Source organism: Kineococcus esterisolvens, from assembly GCF_050871405.1.
In the GTDB taxonomy this organism is placed as follows: Bacteria; Actinomycetota; Actinomycetes; order Actinomycetales; family Kineococcaceae; genus Kineococcus.
The window spans coordinates 1-15,468 of the sequence record NZ_JBJLRI010000088.1; the positions used below are offsets into that span (position 1 = coordinate 1).

Consider the following 15,468-nt stretch of genomic DNA (forward strand, 5'->3'; position numbering starts at 1 on the left):
GACGCACCCCTCGCGAGGGGTGCGTCCCGGCCGGGTGCGCCTCAGCTCTGCGCGCTCTGGCGGACCTCGCCGGCGGCGGACTGGCCCTGGCCCTTGACCTCGCCGGCCGCGGACTGGCCCTGGCCCTTGACCTCGCCGGCCGCGGACTGGCCGTGCTCCTTCACGTGGCCGGCGGCCTCCTGCGCGTCGGAGCGCACGGCCTGCGCACCCTCCTTCGCGGTGTCGGCGACCTGGTGCGCGGCCTCGGTGACCTGCTCCTGCATGTTCTCGCGCACGTCCTGCACCGCGCCCTTGGCCGCCTCGATCACCCCGCCGCCGCGCTCCTTGGCGGCGTCGACGGCCTTGGAGGTGGCCCGCGCCTCCTTCTCGCTGGCCGGCAGCAGCGAGGACAGCAGCCAGCCGGCGCCGAAGGCGATGACACCCGCGGCGAGCGGGTTGCCGCGCGTCTTGGACGTCACGGCGCTCTTCGCGTCACCGGCCGTGCCGGCCGCGCCCTCGCGGGCCGAGCCGGCGCGCTCGCGCAGACCGCCGGTGGTGTCACCGGCCCTGTCGCGAACACCGCTCGCGGTGTCGCCGGCGCGGTCGCGCAGGTCCCCGGCCTTGCCGCGCACCGCGTCACCGGCGTCGTGGGCCGAACCCATGATGCGGTCCTTCAGGCCGGTGGCGCCGTCCTTGACCTTGTCGACCTGCCGCTGCGCCACGTTCGAGGGGCTCAGCCGTTCGGTGAGCTCGTCGAGGTCGGCGCTCAGCGCGGAACGCGTGCCGGCGATCTCGTCCTCGATCCGCTCGGGGCTGCCCGGTCCGGCGTGGCCGCTCAGCTCGTCGGGTGCTTGGCCCATTGCGCGTCCTCCTTGAGTGTCACGGTGGTCCGCTCCAGCGGCGGCGGCACCTGCTTCATCGCCTTCTGCCCGCTCTTGGCCAGCACTGCGGCGATCACGCCCCACACGACGGTGACGATCAGCGCCGCCCAGGCGTGGCCGATGAGGTGACCCAGCGCGAGGATGGCCAGGGCGGTCAGGGAGGCCAGGAACAGGTGCCCGGCCACCCCGGCGCCGGCGAGCATGCCCGCCCCTCGGCCGGCGTTCTTCGCGTCCTGGCGCAGTTCGGTCTTCGCGAGGGCGATCTCCTGGCGGACCAGGGTGGACATCTCCGTGGTGATGCTGGAGAAGATCTCGCCGATGGAGCGCTCCCCCCCACCGCCCTCGGGGCGGGGGGCGCTCGTCGAACCCCCCTCGGGGCGGGGGGCGCTCGTCGCCCCGCTCACGGCCGGTACCCGCGGGTCGGCGCGTCCGACATCGAGGGGACGTCGGAGGCGATGTGCCGCGGCACGAGGTCCTCGTTCGGGTCCTGGCCGTACCGGGACACGGCCTCGTCCGCACTCGTGCCCGCGGCGGTGCGGGTCCCCGTGCCCGTCACGCCCGCGGCGTACGTGGGCGACCGGTCGCTGCCCAGGTCGAGCGTGCCGGTGCCCGTGGCCGGGGTGGGCGCGGTGCTCAACGGCTCGAGCTCGCGGCCCTCGGCGCTGTCACCGCCGCTGGAGGCCTGCGCCCCGCGGGTGACGCGGCCGGCGAGAGCACCGGCCGCGAGCGCACCCAGCAGGAACGTGCCGGGACGGCGCCGAGCGTAGGAGCGCAGCTGGTCCAGCAGCTCGCGCGGCTCGTGGCCGGCGAGGGTCTCGCCCCACGCCCCGACGCGGTCGCCCGCCTGGCGCACCAGCTGGGTGGCCGGGCCGGAGCCCTCGCTGGAACGGGCCATCTGGGACAGCTCGGTGCCGGCCTGCTGCAGCAGGGAGGCCAGCTTGTCGCGCTGGGTGGTGCTCTGCTCGTCGACCTGCCGGCGCAGTTCGGTCAGGAGGTCCCCCGCCTGGCTCTGCGCCTCGCCGAGCACACCGCTCAGCTGCTCCTGAGCGGACTGGACGACGTGGCCGGCCTCCTCCTTGGCGGTGCCGGCCACCTCCCCCGCCTGCTGCTTGGCGGTCCCGGCGACCTGGCCGGCCTGCTCCTTGGCGGTCCCGGCCACGTGGCCGGCCTGCTCCTTGGCGGAACCCGCGGTCTGCTGAGCCCGCTCCTTCGCTCCACCGCTGCCGGTGCTGCCTGCGGGATCGGCGGCCGTGGCTCCCGGCCCGCCTGTCACGTCGTAACTCGACATGCTCGCCTCCTCGTGTGGGGTGCTGGGGTGACGGGGCGTCAGGCGCCCTGATCGCCACCGACGGCGTCGTCGGCCTTGCCCTGCGCCGTGTCGACGGCACCGGCGGACTTGCCGCCCGTCTTCGCGTCGACCGCGTCACCGGCCTTGTCGATGGCCTGGTCGGTCTGCTGCTCGTGACCCCCGGCGAGGTCCTTCGCCTTGTCCGCGATTCCCATGCGGTCCTCCTCGCGTCCCGATCCGGTGGTCCAGCTCGTCAACCGGATCACTACCCGGGGGGAGATCGCTCAAACACGGGACTTCCCGGTGATCGTGCACCGGGTTCCCGGGGCGCCGGCTGGAGGTGCCGTCCCGGCCGCGCGGGGCGAGGGTGGGCGGCGTGAAGGCACCCACCCGGCGGGGGAAGCGGTCCGTGCGCGTGCAGCAGGTCCCCGCCCCCCGCGTCCAGCACCCCACCGGCGCCGTCGCGCGGATCACCTCCACGGCGGTCCGCGGCTCCACGGGTGGCCTGCGGCCGGACGAGGCGGCGCAGGTGGTCGCGGTCACCGGTGGGATCGCCCGGTCCGCCGCGGTGCGCACCACGGCCTCGACCGTGCGCCGTCGGCTCGACGACGTCCCGTCGCCGGCGGAGGACCCGCCGGGGGCGGTGGACCCGAACACCCACCGCCCGCCCCCGACCGAGGTGCCCGGCGCGCACGAGCCGTTCCGGGAGGAGGAGGACGGCTGCGTCGAGGTCGTCCTGCAGCCCTGACCGTGGACGCCGCCCCGCGCGGGCGCTCCCCCCGGGCGAGCGCCCGCGGTCTGCTGTTCGGCCGCTGGCCGCGTCTGGGGCTTGCGGTGCGCACCGCTCTCGCCGCGACGCTGGCGTGGCAGATCGCCCTGTGGCTGCCGCTGACCTTCGCGGAGACCTACCCGTACTACGCGCCGCTGGGTGCCGTCGTGGGCTCCTACACGACGGTGCGCTCGTCGGTGGACAACTCCCTGCGGGCGGTGGCGGGGATCGTGCTCGGCGCGCTGGTCGCCCTGGGCAGCCACACCCTGCTGGGATCCGGTCTCGCGGTGGTCGCGGTGGCCGTGTTCGTCGCCTCGGTGCTGGCCGGCTGGCGGTTCCTGGGGGACCAGCGCAGCTGGGTCCTGACGGCCGCGGTGTTCGTCCTCATCGTCGGCGACCCCGACCCGGTGGGCTACGTGCTGGCGTACAGCGGGTTGACCCTGCTGGGCGGCCTGGTCGCCGTGGTGGTCAACGCCCTGCTGCCGGAACTGCCGCTGATGCCCACCGACCAGGCCGCCCAGCAGCTCGCGCAGGTGCTGGCCGACCAGCTCGACGACCTCGCCGAGGGCCTGCGCCGCGACAGCCCGCCCAGCGCGCGGGAGTGGAGCTCGCGCCTGCGCGCGGTGGAACCCGTGCGGGCCGCGGCCCGCGAGCGCGGCGAGGAGGTCCAGGAGTCGCTGCGCGCGAACGTGCGGGCGCGCCTGCACCGCGACGCGGTGCAGCGCCGGCAGGAGCGGGTGGTCCTGCTGGCGAGCCTGGCCGAGCGCGTGGAGGAGCTCACCTCGCTGCTGGTCGAGGTGCAGAACCCCTCCGAGCGGGGTGTGGCGATGGACGCGACGCTGCGCCAGCCGGTCGCCGCGGCGCTGAGCGCGATGGCCGTGGTGGTGCGCACGGACCCGCCCGACTGCTCCGGCGGGGACGGCGGGACCGAACCCGACGGCACCGCGGGTCTGCGCGAGGAGGTGCAGCGGGTGTCCGCCGCGGTGAGCGCCGCGCAGTACACCAACGAGCGCGACCGGCAGACCGCCGGGGCCGTGGTCACCCTGCTGCGCCGCTGCCTGGGGGTGCTGCGCTCCGGCCGCGGTGACACCGAACCCGACCCGGAGGCCGTGGCTCCCACCCCGTGGACCCTGCCGGGCACCGCACCGGGCGGACGCGGCGACCCCGGCCCCGGGCGGCGGTGGCGGGACCGGTTCCCGGTGCTCCGCCGCCGGGGCTGAGCCGGCCGGTGCCGGGCGCCGCGACCCGCCCGGGCCGGGCGGTTGAACCCGGCGACGGTGGGTAGGGGGAGAGCGCCAGCGCAGATCGCCCAGGAGGAGGAGCACACGTGATCAAGTACCTGCACGAGGCCGGGGTCAAGGCCGAGTGGGCCTACGCGGCCGCCTTCGGCAGCATCGGCCTGTCGTTCGCGTCCTGGCTCGTCTCCAAGGAGAAGGAGAAGGGTGCCGGGATCGACCGCGCCGACCGCTGGGGCATCTTCATCGGGCAGTGGGCCCCGACGTTCTTCGGCCTGGGCAACGCGCTGAAGGCGTACGAGAAGGACTGAGCACGACCGCAAGGACCGGCCTGAGAAAAGGACCCAGGAGGAGACCGCGTGTACCGCCACACCCGTGAACTGCAGTTCACCGCCAAGCCCGAGAAGCCCGACGCGCTGTTCGCCGCGAAGTTCCAGGAGATCCTGGGCGGTCAGTTCGGCGAGATGACCGTGATGATGCAGTACCTGTTCCAGGGCTGGAACTGCCGGGTCCCCGGCAAGTACAAGGACATGATCATGGACATCGGCACGGAGGAGATCTCGCACGTCGAGATGCTCACCGTGATGCTCGCCCGTCTCCTGGAGGGCGCCCCCGGCGAGACGACCGAGAAGGCCGCGGCGGCCAACCCCGTCCTGGCGGCGGTCCTGGGCGGCCAGAACCCGCAGCACGCCATCGTCTCCGGTGGCGGCGCACGGCCCACCGACAGCCAGGGCAACCCCTGGAACGCCGGGTACATCGTCTCCAGCGGCAACCTGCTCACGGACTTCCGCTCCAACGCGGCCGCCGAGGGCCAGAGCCGGCTGATGACCAGCCGCATCGCGAACATGACCGATGACCGCGGCGTCAAGGACATGCTGGCCTTCAACCTGGCGCGCGACACCTACCACCAGCAGCAGTGGCTGCTCGGCATCCAGATGCTGGTGGAGGAGGGGTTCAGCGAGACGGAGATCGAGAACTCGAACGGCGACTGGGAGAACAAGGACGCCGCGCACGTCTTCTACACCTCCACCGAGGGCAGCCGCGCCGGCGAGGGTCTGTGGGCGACCGGGAGCAGCGTCATCGACGGCGAGCCGTTCCGCACCGAGGAGCTGCGGCCGCTGACCGACGACCAGGGCATCCTGCCCGCTCCGGACCCGCTGCAGTTCGTCACGTACGACGGCAGCCAGGGCCCGGCCAAGCCGGGCAACGCGGCCGGGGCCGCGGCGCAGCAGGCCGAGAACGTGGTGACCAAGGTGAAGGACGCCATCACCGGCGACAAGCACTGAGCCCGCCGGTGCGCCGCGCGCGCACCGGCTGAGCGGACGCACCGGCGGAGCCCGGGTGCCCATCCCCGCGCGGGTGGGCACCCGGGCTCCGCCGCGCCGTCCACCGTCCGCCGTCCGCGCCGTCCGCCGTCCGCGTCGTCCGTGGGCTCAACGGTGCCGGGCGGTCAAGGTCGGCCCGCGCGGCGCCGACACCTCGACCGTGATCCCCGCAGCTGCCCGACACCGCCCGAGCCGTCCCCGCCGGGTGCGGGCGTGAGCGCGGCGCTCGCGCTGCTGGCCAGCGGGCTGTGGGGGACCTCCGACTTCCTGGGCGGGACCGTCAGCCGGCGGCTGCGCGCGGTGCAGGTCCTCGCCGTCTCGCAGGTGCTCTCGTGCGCCGTGCTCCTGGTCGTGCTCGGCAGCGGCCTGGGCGGCACCCCGGCCGGCCCGGTCGGCAGCTGGCTGGGCTGGTCGCTGCTGGCCGGGGCGACGTGGGCGGGGGCGATGGCCGCCCTGTACACCGCGCTGGCGCGCGGGACGATGGGCGTGGTCGCCCCGATCGCCGCCGGCGGCACCGTCCTGCCCGTGCTGCTGGGCCTGGCCGCGGGGGAGCGTCCCGCCCCCCTGCAACTGGCCGGGGTGGCCGTCGCGTTCACCGGCGTGGTGCTGTCCGCCGGGCCGGACCTGCGGGGTGGGTCCGGCCGCCAGGGTGCCGCCGTGGGGCTGGCCCTGCTGGCCGCCGTGCTGTTCGGGGTGGAGATCTGGGCGCTGGCGCGGGGCAGCGCCGCGTCCGTGCCCGCCACGCTGCTGGGCATGCGCGTCACCTCCGCCGCACTGGTCGTCGCGGCGGCGCTGGCGCGGCGCAGCGCCGAACGCGTCGGGCCCCGGGACCTGCCGCCGCTGCTGGCGCTGGGCCTGCTGGACCTGGCCGCCACCGCCGCCTACGCCGTCGCCTCCCGCGGTGCGCTCGTCAGCGTCGTCGCCGTCCTCGCCTCGCTGTACCCGGCGGTCACCGTGGTGCTGGCCCGCCAGGTGCACGGCGAGCGGCTGCGGCCGGTGCAGGCCGCCGGGGTCGTCGCGGTCCTGGCCGGCGCCGTCGTCACGAGCCTGGGGTGAGCCGGCGCAGCGCCGGACCGGTCCGCGCGCACCCGGCGCCACCCGTTCGGGTGGTCCAGCGGACCCCGTGCCCCGCCGAACTTCCTCCTGACGCCCGAACAGGAGGTTGACGTGACCACACCGGTCCCGCACGACGCGGCCCCGCGCCGCCGGCGGCGGTTCGCGGCTCTGCAGGCGGTGCTGCTGCTGCCGCCGCTGCTGTTCGTCCTCGGCACCGTCCCCGGGGTGCGTCCCCAGCAGGGGTACCAGTTCATCCTCGACGGCGTCCTGAACAACCTCGCCTACGAGTGCGCGGCGGCGCTGTGCCTCCTCCGGGCGTGGCGCTCCCCCACCGGGCGGACCGGCTCGCTGCTGCTGGGCGCCGGGCTGGCGGTGTACGGCTCCGGGAACGTGGCCTGGACGTTCGTGGTGCGGCCGATGGCCGAGCCGCCGTACCCCTCGGTGTCCGACGCGCTGTTCCTGTCCTTCTACCCGCTGGCGTTCGCAGCCCTGGTGCTCGCGGCCCACCGTCCCGGGAGCCGCCTCGCGTGGAGCCTGTGGCTGGACGGCGTCGTGGCGGGGCTGGCCGTCGGTGCCGTCGCCGCCGCCGCCGTCGTCGACACCATCCTGGAGGCCCCCGTCGCCGGGTGGGCCGCCGTGGCCGTCACCACCGCTTCCCCGCTGCTGGACCTGGTGCTGCTGGTCCTGCTGGCGGCGCTGCTGTCCATGCACGCCTGGCGGCCGCCGCTCGGCCTGTGGCTGCTGGCGGCCGGGCTCGTCCTGTTCGTGGTCGCCGACCTGAGCTACCTGTACCGCACCGCCATGGGCACCTACGTCTCCGGCATGCTCACCGACGGGGTCTGGATCCTGGGCGTGGTGCTCATGGGCCTGGCCCCCGGCTGGCCCACCGTGCGCAGCCGTCTGCACCTGCCCCGCTGGGCGCTCCTGGCGATCCCGCTGCTGTCCACCGTCATGGCGCTGGGCGTGCTCGTGGCCGACCACGTCCTGCACCTTCACCCGCTGGCCGTGGGACTGGCCGCCGCCACGGTGGTGGCCGCCCTGGGCCGCCTGCTGCTGACGTTCCGGGAGGTTGCCAACCTCGCCGACAGCCGCGAGCTGGCCCGCACCGACGAGGTGACGGGCCTGGGCAACCGCCGCGCCCTGTACCGGGCGGTGGAGGAGCTGGAGAGCTCCCGCGGCGCCTCCTCCGTGAGCCTGGTGCTGCTGGACCTCGACCGGTTCAAGGAGGTCAACGACAGCCTGGGCCACCACGCCGGCGACGAGCTCCTGCGCGCCGTCGGCGGCCGTCTGCAGCAGTTCGGGCGCGAGAACGGCACCCGGGAGGTGGTGCGCCTGGGCGGTGACGAGTTCGCGCTGCTGCTGCCCTCCGGCACGGCAGCGGCGGAGCTGCTGGCGGCGGGGGTCCACGAGGTGCTGCGGGCGCCGTTCACCGTGGAGAGCCTGCAGGTGCGGGTCCGCGCCAGCGCCGGGATCGCCGTCCTGCCGCTGGAGGCGTTGGACGCCTCGACGCTGCTGCGCCGCGCCGACGTGGCGATGTACCACGCCAAGAGCCGCGGCGCGGGCACCTTCACCTACGACGTGGAGGCCGACGAGTTCGCCTCCGGGGACCGCCTCGCCACCGCCGAGCTCGTGCGCGAGGCCATCGAGAAGCGCACCCTCACGCTGCACTACCAGCCGAAGGTGGACACCGGCACGGGAGCCGTCAGCAGCGTCGAGGCGCTCGTGCGCTGGCACCACCCCACCCGCGGCCTGCTGTTCCCCGACGCGTTCCTGCCCGTCGTGGAGGGCGCCGGGCTCATGGAGGAGATGACGGTGGCGGTCCTGGAGCAGGCGATGGACCAGGCCCGCGAGTGGCTGCGGGCGGGGGACCCGCTGGCGGTGGCGGTGAACCTGTCGGCGTCGTCGCTGGCGGACCCGCGCCTGCCCCACCGGGTCGCGCGCCTGCTGGCCGACAGGGACGTGCCCGCGCACCTGCTGGAGATCGAGATCACCGAGGACTTCCTCATGGCCGACCGCGAGCGGGCACGGGTCATCCTGGACGGCCTGCGCCGCCGCGGGGTGCGCGTGGCCGTGGACGACTACGGCACCGGCTACTCCTCGCTGGCGTACCTGCGCCAGCTGCCGGTGGACGACCTGAAGCTGGACAAGTCCTTCGTCACCGACATGGGCTCGGACCCGCGCGCCCTCGCGATCGTCCGCTCCACGATCATGCTGGCGCACTCGCTGGGGATGCGGCTGGTCGCCGAGGGCGTCGAGGACGCGGAGACCTGCCGCCAGCTCGCCGACGCCGGCTGCGACGTGGTGCAGGGCTGGTACTACAGCAAGGCCCTGCCGGCCGCGGAGCTGGAGGCCTGGCTCGCCCGGTACCGCGGGACCCCGGTGCCGGCCGCACCCGCCCCCGCTGCCCCCGCTGCACCCGCCGTGCCCGCCGTGCCCGCCGTGCCCGTGGCGCCCGTGGCGCAGGTGGCGCAGGTGGCGCAGGTGGCGCAGGTGGCGCGGTGAGCCTGCTCGCTGCCGGGCCCGAGCTGCCCCCCGGGGTGCTGCCCGTCCCCCGCGCCTCCGCGCCCGCGCAGGGGGCGCAGCAGGTGGAGGGGGCGGCCGCAGTGGCCGCGGTCCTGCCCGAGGTGGAGCAGCTGGCCGCCGCGCTCGGCCAGCCGCTGACGGCGCGGCTGCCGTGGTGGCGGGCGCGCCTGTCGGTGCAGCCGGCCGCCGCGCCGTGGGCGGTGGTCCTGCGCGACGCGGGCGGTCGCCCGCGGGCCGCGGCGGTGCTGGTGGACGAGCCCTCCCCCACCGCGCCCGGCGCGTGCCGCACCGCGCTGGCCTCCGGCGGCGGCGGCTACCTCGCCGGCGTGGCCGCCGCGAGCCTGCCGGAGGCGGCCGAGCTGGGCCGGGCCCTGGCCGCGGGCGCGCGCGCCCGCGGAACGCGCCTGGAGCTGGAGGACCTTCCCGACGAGCCCGCCACCCGTGCCCTCGCCGCGGGCGCCGGCGCCGCTGTGCACGCCCTGGACCCCGTGCCGGTGGTGCGCCGCCCGACCGCCGGCGACCCCGTCGAGCTCCTCAGCCACGGCACGCGCAAGACGCTGCGCAAGTCCCGCAACCGGCTCGCCACCGACGGCCTGGAGGCCCGGGTGGGCTTCACCTCGGACCCCGCGGACCTCGAGGCCCTGCTGCCGCACCTGGAGACCACCTACCGGGACCGCGACGTCGCCCACGGCCTGCCGTGCGCGCTGGACACGCCCGCCGGGCGCGCCGGGTGGCTGGCCCGCGCCCGGGAGCTGTCGGCGGCCGGTGCCCTGGAGGTCGCCACCCTCCACCTGGACGGTGAGCTCGCCGCGTACGTGCTGGGCGTGCGCGACGGCGACGGCTACGGCGTGCTGGAGGGCCGCTTCAGCACCCGCTTCGCCCGCTACGCGCCGGGGCGGCTGCTGGAGTTCGGCGTGCTGGACCGGGCGCTGCGCGCCGAGGGCGTGCGGTTCCTGGACTGGATGACCGGGGTGGCCCCGGAGACGCTGCTGGCCGCCGACGCCTCCCGGGCCCGCGTCGCGGTCCGCCTGCCCTGACCGCGGGGCCCCCGGAGCCCGGCGCCGGCCCGGACGGCGGCGCCCGGGAACGGCCGCAGCGCAGGGCCCGTTGCCGGGTCGTGACCCTCGCCCGCGACTCGGCCCCGGTCCCGGTGTCCGTCCTGGACCTGTCCCCCGTGCCCGCCGGCACACCGGCGTCGGCGGCGTTGCGCCGCACGGTCGACCTGGCCCGGGCCGCCGAGCGGTTCGGGTACCGGCGCTACTGGCTCGCCGAGCACCACAACCTCCCCTCGGTCGCCAGCTCGTCGCCCGAGGTCCTCATCGCGACCGTGGCGGCCGCGACCAGCACCGTGCGCGTCGGCGCCGGCGGGATCATGCTGCCCAACCACGCGCCGCTGAAGGTGGCGGAGACGTTCCGGGCCCTGGCGGCCCTGCACCCCGGGCGCATCGACCTGGGGCTGGGCCGCGCTCCCGGCACCGACGGGCGCACCGCGCTGGCGCTGCGCGGGGCCCGCGAGGCGCACCGCGGCGACGACTTCGCCGAGCGGTACGCGCAGCTGCTCGGGCACGCCGACGGCTTCCCCACCGGGCACCCGCTCGCCGGCGTGCGGGCCGTGCCCGCGGACGTGCCGCTGCCACCGGTGTGGGTGCTCGGCTCCAGCGACCACGGCGCGCACGCAGCGGCCGAGCTCGGCACCGGTTACGCCTACGCCGCGCACTTCGGCACCGCCGACCCCGCCGCCGTCCTGCGCACCTACCGGGAGGGCTTCAGGCCCTCCGCGCAGCGGGCGCAACCGCACGCCGTCCTGGCCGTCGGCGCGATCGTCGCGGAGGACGGCGAGCGGGCCCGGGCGCTGCTGCACGCCCAGGAGCTGGCCACGGCGCACCTGCGGCTGGGACGTCCCGGCCCGCTGCCCAGCCCCGAGGAGGCCGCCGCCCACGCGTGGACGCCCGCCGAGCGCCACGTCGCCGCCCAGGGCACCGGCCTGGTGCTGGCCGGCACCCCCGGCGACGTCGGCGCCCGGCTGCGGGACCTGGTGAGCGCCACGGGGGCCGACGAGCTGATGGTGGTGACGCAGGTGCACGACCACGCCGAGCGGGAACGTTCCTACGAGCTGCTGGCGCGGGAGTGGGGGGCGCCCCCGGGCTGACCCACCGGGACGGCACCGGCGCCCGCTGACCGATGATGACCCGGTGACCTCCCGCCCCGATGCCGCCGACGCCGCCGACGCGGTGGACGACACGCTGCGCTCCTACAAGCTGCGCCGCGGCCGCATGGGCACCACCCGGCGAGCGGCCCTGCAGACCCACCTGGCCCGGTTCGCCGTCCCCGACGGCGAGGACCCGCTGGACCTGCCCGCGCTGTTCGGCTGCGACGCCCCGGTCGTCCTGGAGATCGGGTTCGGCACGGGCGGCACCACCCTGGAGATGGCCCGGGCCGACCCGGGCACCTGCGTGCTGGCCGCCGACGTCCACACCCCGGGGGTCGCCGCGCTGGTGGCCGGCCTGCACGAGCGGGACCTGCGCAACGTCCGGGTGCTGGAGGGCGACGGCCGCCTGCTGCTGCAGCAGCGGATCGCCCCGGGGAGCCTGGCCGGGGTGCGGGTGTACTTCCCCGACCCGTGGCCCAAGGCCCGCCACCGCAAGCGGCGCCTGGTCGACGCGGGTTTCGCGGCGCTGGTGGCCGACCGGCTCGCCCCCGGCGGGCTGCTGCACTGCGCGACCGACTGGGAGCCCTACGCGCAGCAGATGGCCGCGGTGCTCGCCGCCGAACCGGGACTGGCGCTGGAGCACGAGGGCGTGCGGGAACGGCCGACCTGGCGCCCGCTGACCCGCTTCGAGGCACGGGGCCTGGCCAGGGGGCACGTGGTGACCGACCTGTTCGCCCGGCGCACCGGACCCGCCCCCGGGTTCGCCCCCGGACCCGAGCCCGACCCGCGCGGACGCCGCTGAGGCGGCGCGCCCGGCGGCGACCTCACCGCCGGGCCGGCCTCGGCGGCAGCGCGTGCAGCCGCACGTCGTGCAGCCGCCCGTCCGCGGCGGTCAGCGTCGTGTACGTGCAGGCCGGCTGCCGGCGACGGTCCGTCGGCGAACCCGGGTTCAGCAGCCGGACCCCCGACGGGGTCGTGCTGTCCCACGGCACGTGGGAGTGGCCGAACACCAGCACGTCCAGCTCCCCGGCGCACCACCCGTCGCAGCGCCGCTCACGGCCCGCCGCCGGGCCCGTCTCGTGGACCACGCCGAAGCGGACCCCGCCCGCGGTGAAGGCGGCGAACTCCGCGAGGTGCCGGCGGACGTCGGCGCCGTCGTTGTTGCCGGCGACGCCCACGAGCCGGCGGGAACGCTCGCGCAGCGCCAGGACGGTCCGCTCGTCCACCCAGTCGCCGGCGTGCACGACGACGTCCGCGTCGCCCACCGCGGCCCACACCTGCTCCGGCAGCTCCTTCGCCCGCCGGGGCAGGTGGGTGTCCGCGAGCAGCAGCAGCCGCTGCGGGGGCTGGGCGGCCACCGGCGCCCGGCTCAGTCCTGCGAGCCCAGCTGGCGCACGCGCACCGTCTCCGGCAGCTCGCGCAGCCGGCGGCCCACGTCCTCCGAGGCCGCGGCGGCGATGTCGGTCACCACGTAGCCCAGGTCGCCGCGGGTGGCCAGCTGCTGGCCCTCGATGTTCACGCCCTCGTCGGCCAGGATCCGGTTGATCGCCGCCAGCACCCCCGGCACGTTGCGGTGCAGGTGGGCCAGGCGCACCGTGCCCGGCGTGGTCTCCGTCGCCAGCGGCGGGAGGTTCACGCTCAGGGTCGTGGAGCCGTGCAGGGCGTAGTCGCGCAGCTTGGCGGCGACGAACCGGCCGATGTCCTCCTGCGCCTCCTCGGTCGAACCGCCCACGTGCGGGGTGAGGATGACGTTGTCCAGGCCCCGCAGCTCCGACTCGAACGCCTCCCCGCGGCTCTTCGGCTCCTGCGGGAACACGTCCACCGCCGCGCCGGCGATGTGACCGGACTCGATGTGCCGGCGCAGTGCCACGTGGTCGACCACGAAGCCGCGCGAGAGGTTCAGGAAGATCGAGCCGGGGCGCATCCGGGCGAACTCGGCCTCGCCGAAGAACCCGCTGTTGCTGCTGCGGCCGTCCACGTGCAGGGTCACCACGTCGGCGACCTCGAGGACCTCGTGCAGGCTGCCGCAGCGCCGCGCGTTGCCCAGCGCGAGCCGGTCGGCGGTGTCGTAGAAGAACACGCTCAGGCCGAGCGCCTCGGCCACCACCGACAGCTGCGAGCCGATGTTGCCGTAGCCCACGATCCCCAGGCGGCGACCGCGCACCTCGTGCGCGCCCGCGGCGGACTTGTCCCACACGCCCTGGTGCATGAGGCGGTCCTTGACCGTCAGCCGCCGCGTCAGCGCGATGATCTCCGCCAGCGCCAGCTCCACCACGCTGCGCGTGTTGCTGTACGGGGCGTTGAACACCGCCACGCCGTGCGCGGCCGCGGCGAACAGGTCGATCTGGTTCGTGCCGATGCAGAAGGCGCCGATCGCCCGCAGGTCCGGGGCGTTCTCCAGGACCTTCTCGGTGACGTGCGTGGTGGAGCGGATGCCCAGCAGGGAGATCCCGTCCAGGCGCTCGACGAGCTCGTCCTCGCCCAGAGCGCCGGAGGCCGTCTCCACCTCCCACCCGGCCTCGGTCAGCAGGGTCCGCGCGTCCGCGTGGATGTTCTCCAGCAGCAGCGCACGGGGGGCGGGACGCAGGGCGGGCACGGTTCCTCCAGCGGTCAGCAGCGGTGGGACCGCCTAGTCTGTCGCACCCGCCGCGCCGCCCGGACCACCCTCGCCCGCCGCGCGCGCCACCGCCTGCGCCACCGGTTCCTCGCCGCCCACCAGCTCCAGGACCCGCCCGCCGGGCGGCGCCGGGACCTCCAGCAGCGCCGCGCACACCGCCGCCACGTCCGCGCGCGGCACGCTGCCGCGCTGCACCGAGCGCTCCAGGTGGACACGGCCGGTGGGCTCGGCGTCCGTCAGGCCCCCGGGCCGCAGGACCGTCACCCGCAGGCGGCCGCTCGCCGCGCGCCCCAGCAGCTCCTCCTCGGCGGCCAGCTTGGCGCGCAGGTAGGCCGCGAACACCTCGTCCACGCCCTGCGGCACCGCCCCGTCGCGCACCGCGTCGACGCCGAAGGAGGAGACCAGCAGGTAGTCGCGCACCCCGGCCAGCTCGGCCGCGTCGGCCAGCAGCACCGCCGCGGCGCGGTCCACGGTGTCCTTGCGCGCGGCCCCGCTGCCCGGGCCGGCGCCCGCGGCGAACACGACCGCGTCGACCCCGCCCAGCTCGCCGGCGAGCTCCTGCGCGCTCACCGCCTCCAGGTCCACCACCACCGCCCGGGCCCCGTCGGCGGCCACGTCCTCGACGTGGCCGGGGTTGCGGACCAGCCCCGTGACCCGGTCGCCGCGGGCGGCGAGCAGGCGGGTGAGGTGGCGGGCGACCTGGCCGTGGGCTCCTGCGGTGGCGACGTGCACGGCCCCGACGCTAGGGGGCCGGCTCCCCCGGCGCACCCCGGTGCCGCTCGGGCACACTCACCGCGTGCCGGACACCCCACGCAGCGCGCCCGACGCCCCCGCCCGCACCGCCTCGGTGCGCGCCGCCCTGCGCCTGGCCGCGGAGGCCCCCTCCGACGCCGCCCTGCTCGTGGCCGTGGCCCGCCGGCCCGGCGTGCGCCTGCTCACCGAGACGCTGCGCGTGGACGGGGCCGGCGGCGCGGTGCCCGTGCGCGCCGTCGACGCCGGCGCCGGCGCGGTGCTGCACCGCTTCGAGGCCCCCGCGGGCCCCGTGCGGGTGGAGTACGCGGCGACCGCCCGGGTGGAGCGCCGCCCGGCCGCCCCGCTGGGCGACCTGGAGCGCTGGGAGGCGACCCGCCCCAGCCGCTACTGCCCCTCCGACCGCCTGGGCGCGCTCGCCGCCCGGCGGTTCGGCGACGTCCCGCGCGCGCAGCTGCCGGCGGCGGTGGCCGCGTGGGTGCACGCCGAGCTGGACTACGTGCCCGGCTCCAGCGGCCCCGGCGACACCGCCCTGGACACCCTGCTGTCGCGGCAGGGCGTGTGCCGCGACTACGCGCACGTGACCGCGGCGGTGCTGCGCGCGCTCGACGTGCCCGCACGGCTGTGCTCCGCCTACGCCCCCGGGCTGTCGCCGATGGACTTCCACGCCGTCGTGGAGGCCGCTCCGGAGGGCTCCTGGGAGGTCGTCGACGCCACCCGGCTCGCCCCGCGCGCGGCGCTGCTGCGCATCGGCACCGGCCGGGACGCGGCCGACACCGCCTTCCTCACCACCTCCGGGCCCGTCCAGCTGGAGGCTCTGGAGGTCCTGGCGACCGTCACGGGCGATCTGCCGCACGACGACCACCGGCCGGGCGCGGTCCTGCCCTGAGGACCGC

The 15,468-nt window shown here is 76.6% G+C and carries 17 protein-coding genes; 10 read left to right on the plus strand and 7 right to left on the minus strand.

Going from position 1 to position 15,468, the window contains the following annotated elements; all coding sequences use genetic code 11:
• Positions 1-41: 41 nt before the first annotated feature.
• The 4 genes from ACRYR8_RS18965 to ACRYR8_RS18980 are packed head-to-tail and all read right to left on the minus strand — an operon-like array spanning position 42 to position 2,363.
• Positions 42-839 carry a DUF3618 domain-containing protein gene (locus ACRYR8_RS18965; RefSeq protein WP_432485922.1) on the minus strand — a complete coding sequence of 266 codons (798 nt, stop codon included), beginning with the start codon at positions 837-839 and terminating at the stop codon, positions 42-44.
• Complete coding sequence (locus ACRYR8_RS18970; RefSeq protein WP_432485921.1) at positions 815-1,264, minus strand: phage holin family protein; 450 nt, start codon at positions 1,262-1,264, stop codon at positions 815-817. The genes ACRYR8_RS18965 and ACRYR8_RS18970 overlap by 25 nt, the downstream gene beginning before the upstream one ends.
• Entirely contained in the window at positions 1,261-2,148 is an 888-nt protein-coding gene (locus tag ACRYR8_RS18975) for a F0F1 ATP synthase subunit B family protein (protein WP_432485920.1), read from the minus strand. Before ACRYR8_RS18975 ends, ACRYR8_RS18970 begins: the two co-directional genes overlap by 4 nt.
• A 38-nt stretch (positions 2,149-2,186) precedes the next feature.
• Complete coding sequence (locus ACRYR8_RS18980) at positions 2,187-2,363, minus strand: antitoxin (protein WP_432485919.1); 177 nt, start codon at positions 2,361-2,363, stop codon at positions 2,187-2,189.
• A gap of 161 nt (positions 2,364-2,524) precedes the next feature.
• Here ACRYR8_RS18980 and ACRYR8_RS18985 point away from each other — a divergent pair, with 161 nt between their 5' ends.
• The 9 genes from ACRYR8_RS18985 to trmB all read left to right on the plus strand — a co-directional run bounded on the left by ACRYR8_RS18985 (position 2,525) and on the right by trmB (position 12,007).
• Positions 2,525-2,896, plus strand: a complete 372-nt coding sequence (locus ACRYR8_RS18985) for a hypothetical protein (RefSeq protein ID WP_432485918.1) — start codon at positions 2,525-2,527, stop codon at positions 2,894-2,896.
• A 2-nt stretch (positions 2,897-2,898) separates the two neighbouring features.
• Positions 2,899-4,137 (plus strand): FUSC family protein, encoded by a 1,239-nt coding sequence (locus ACRYR8_RS18990; RefSeq protein ID WP_432485917.1) that lies wholly within the window; start codon positions 2,899-2,901, stop codon positions 4,135-4,137.
• A 107-nt stretch (positions 4,138-4,244) separates the two neighbouring features.
• The gene (locus tag ACRYR8_RS18995) at positions 4,245-4,463 is read left to right on the plus strand and encodes a hypothetical protein (RefSeq protein ID WP_432485915.1); all 219 of its coding nucleotides are present in this window, start codon (positions 4,245-4,247) and stop codon (positions 4,461-4,463) included.
• Positions 4,464-4,511: 48 nt separating this feature from the next.
• Positions 4,512-5,438, plus strand: coding sequence for a manganese catalase (locus ACRYR8_RS19000; RefSeq protein WP_432485914.1), 927 nt, complete (start codon positions 4,512-4,514; stop codon positions 5,436-5,438).
• Positions 5,439-5,690: 252 nt separating this feature from the next.
• Entirely contained in the window at positions 5,691-6,533 is an 843-nt protein-coding gene (locus ACRYR8_RS19005; RefSeq protein WP_432485912.1) for an EamA family transporter, read from the plus strand.
• Positions 6,534-6,644: 111 nt separating this feature from the next.
• Positions 6,645-9,035: a putative bifunctional diguanylate cyclase/phosphodiesterase gene (locus ACRYR8_RS19010; protein ID WP_432485911.1), complete on the plus strand. Its 2,391-nt coding sequence runs from the start codon at positions 6,645-6,647 to the stop codon at positions 9,033-9,035.
• Positions 9,032-10,093 (plus strand): GNAT family N-acetyltransferase, encoded by a 1,062-nt coding sequence (locus ACRYR8_RS19015; RefSeq protein ID WP_432486178.1) that lies wholly within the window; start codon positions 9,032-9,034, stop codon positions 10,091-10,093. The genes ACRYR8_RS19010 and ACRYR8_RS19015 overlap by 4 nt, the downstream gene beginning before the upstream one ends.
• Positions 10,094-10,173: 80 nt before the next feature.
• Positions 10,174-11,205, plus strand: a complete 1,032-nt coding sequence (locus ACRYR8_RS19020; protein ID WP_432485909.1) for an LLM class flavin-dependent oxidoreductase — start codon at positions 10,174-10,176, stop codon at positions 11,203-11,205.
• Between the two features lie 43 nt (positions 11,206-11,248).
• Positions 11,249-12,007, plus strand: coding sequence for a tRNA (guanosine(46)-N7)-methyltransferase TrmB (gene trmB, locus ACRYR8_RS19025; RefSeq protein ID WP_432485908.1), 759 nt, complete (start codon positions 11,249-11,251; stop codon positions 12,005-12,007).
• 22 nt (positions 12,008-12,029) lie between these two features.
• Here the strand turns inward: trmB and ACRYR8_RS19030 are convergent, their stop codons facing one another.
• The 3 genes from ACRYR8_RS19030 to ACRYR8_RS19040 are packed head-to-tail and all read right to left on the minus strand — an operon-like array spanning position 12,030 to position 14,554.
• Positions 12,030-12,563, minus strand: coding sequence for a metallophosphoesterase family protein (locus ACRYR8_RS19030; RefSeq protein WP_432485907.1), 534 nt, complete (start codon positions 12,561-12,563; stop codon positions 12,030-12,032).
• Positions 12,564-12,574: 11 nt separating this feature from the next.
• Positions 12,575-13,801: a phosphoglycerate dehydrogenase gene (gene serA, locus ACRYR8_RS19035; protein WP_432485906.1), complete on the minus strand. Its 1,227-nt coding sequence runs from the start codon at positions 13,799-13,801 to the stop codon at positions 12,575-12,577.
• A 33-nt stretch (positions 13,802-13,834) separates the two neighbouring features.
• Positions 13,835-14,554: an SDR family oxidoreductase gene (locus ACRYR8_RS19040; protein ID WP_432485905.1), complete on the minus strand. Its 720-nt coding sequence runs from the start codon at positions 14,552-14,554 to the stop codon at positions 13,835-13,837.
• 64 nt (positions 14,555-14,618) lie between these two features.
• Here ACRYR8_RS19040 and ACRYR8_RS19045 point away from each other — a divergent pair, with 64 nt between their 5' ends.
• Positions 14,619-15,461 (plus strand): transglutaminase-like domain-containing protein, encoded by an 843-nt coding sequence (locus ACRYR8_RS19045; RefSeq protein ID WP_432486179.1) that lies wholly within the window; start codon positions 14,619-14,621, stop codon positions 15,459-15,461.
• Positions 15,462-15,468: the final 7 nt, after the last annotated feature.

Excerpts from the sequence above, each read along its gene's own strand:
- ACRYR8_RS18965 (WP_432485922.1), bottom strand. The coding sequence starts at position 839 with ATGGGCCAAGCACCCGACGAGCTGAGCGGCCACGCCGGACCGGGCAGC.
- ACRYR8_RS18975 (WP_432485920.1), bottom strand. The coding sequence starts at position 2,148 with ATGTCGAGTTACGACGTGACAGGCGGGCCGGGAGCCACGGCCGCCGAT.
- ACRYR8_RS18980 (WP_432485919.1), bottom strand. The coding sequence starts at position 2,363 with ATGGGAATCGCGGACAAGGCGAAGGACCTCGCCGGGGGTCACGAGCAG.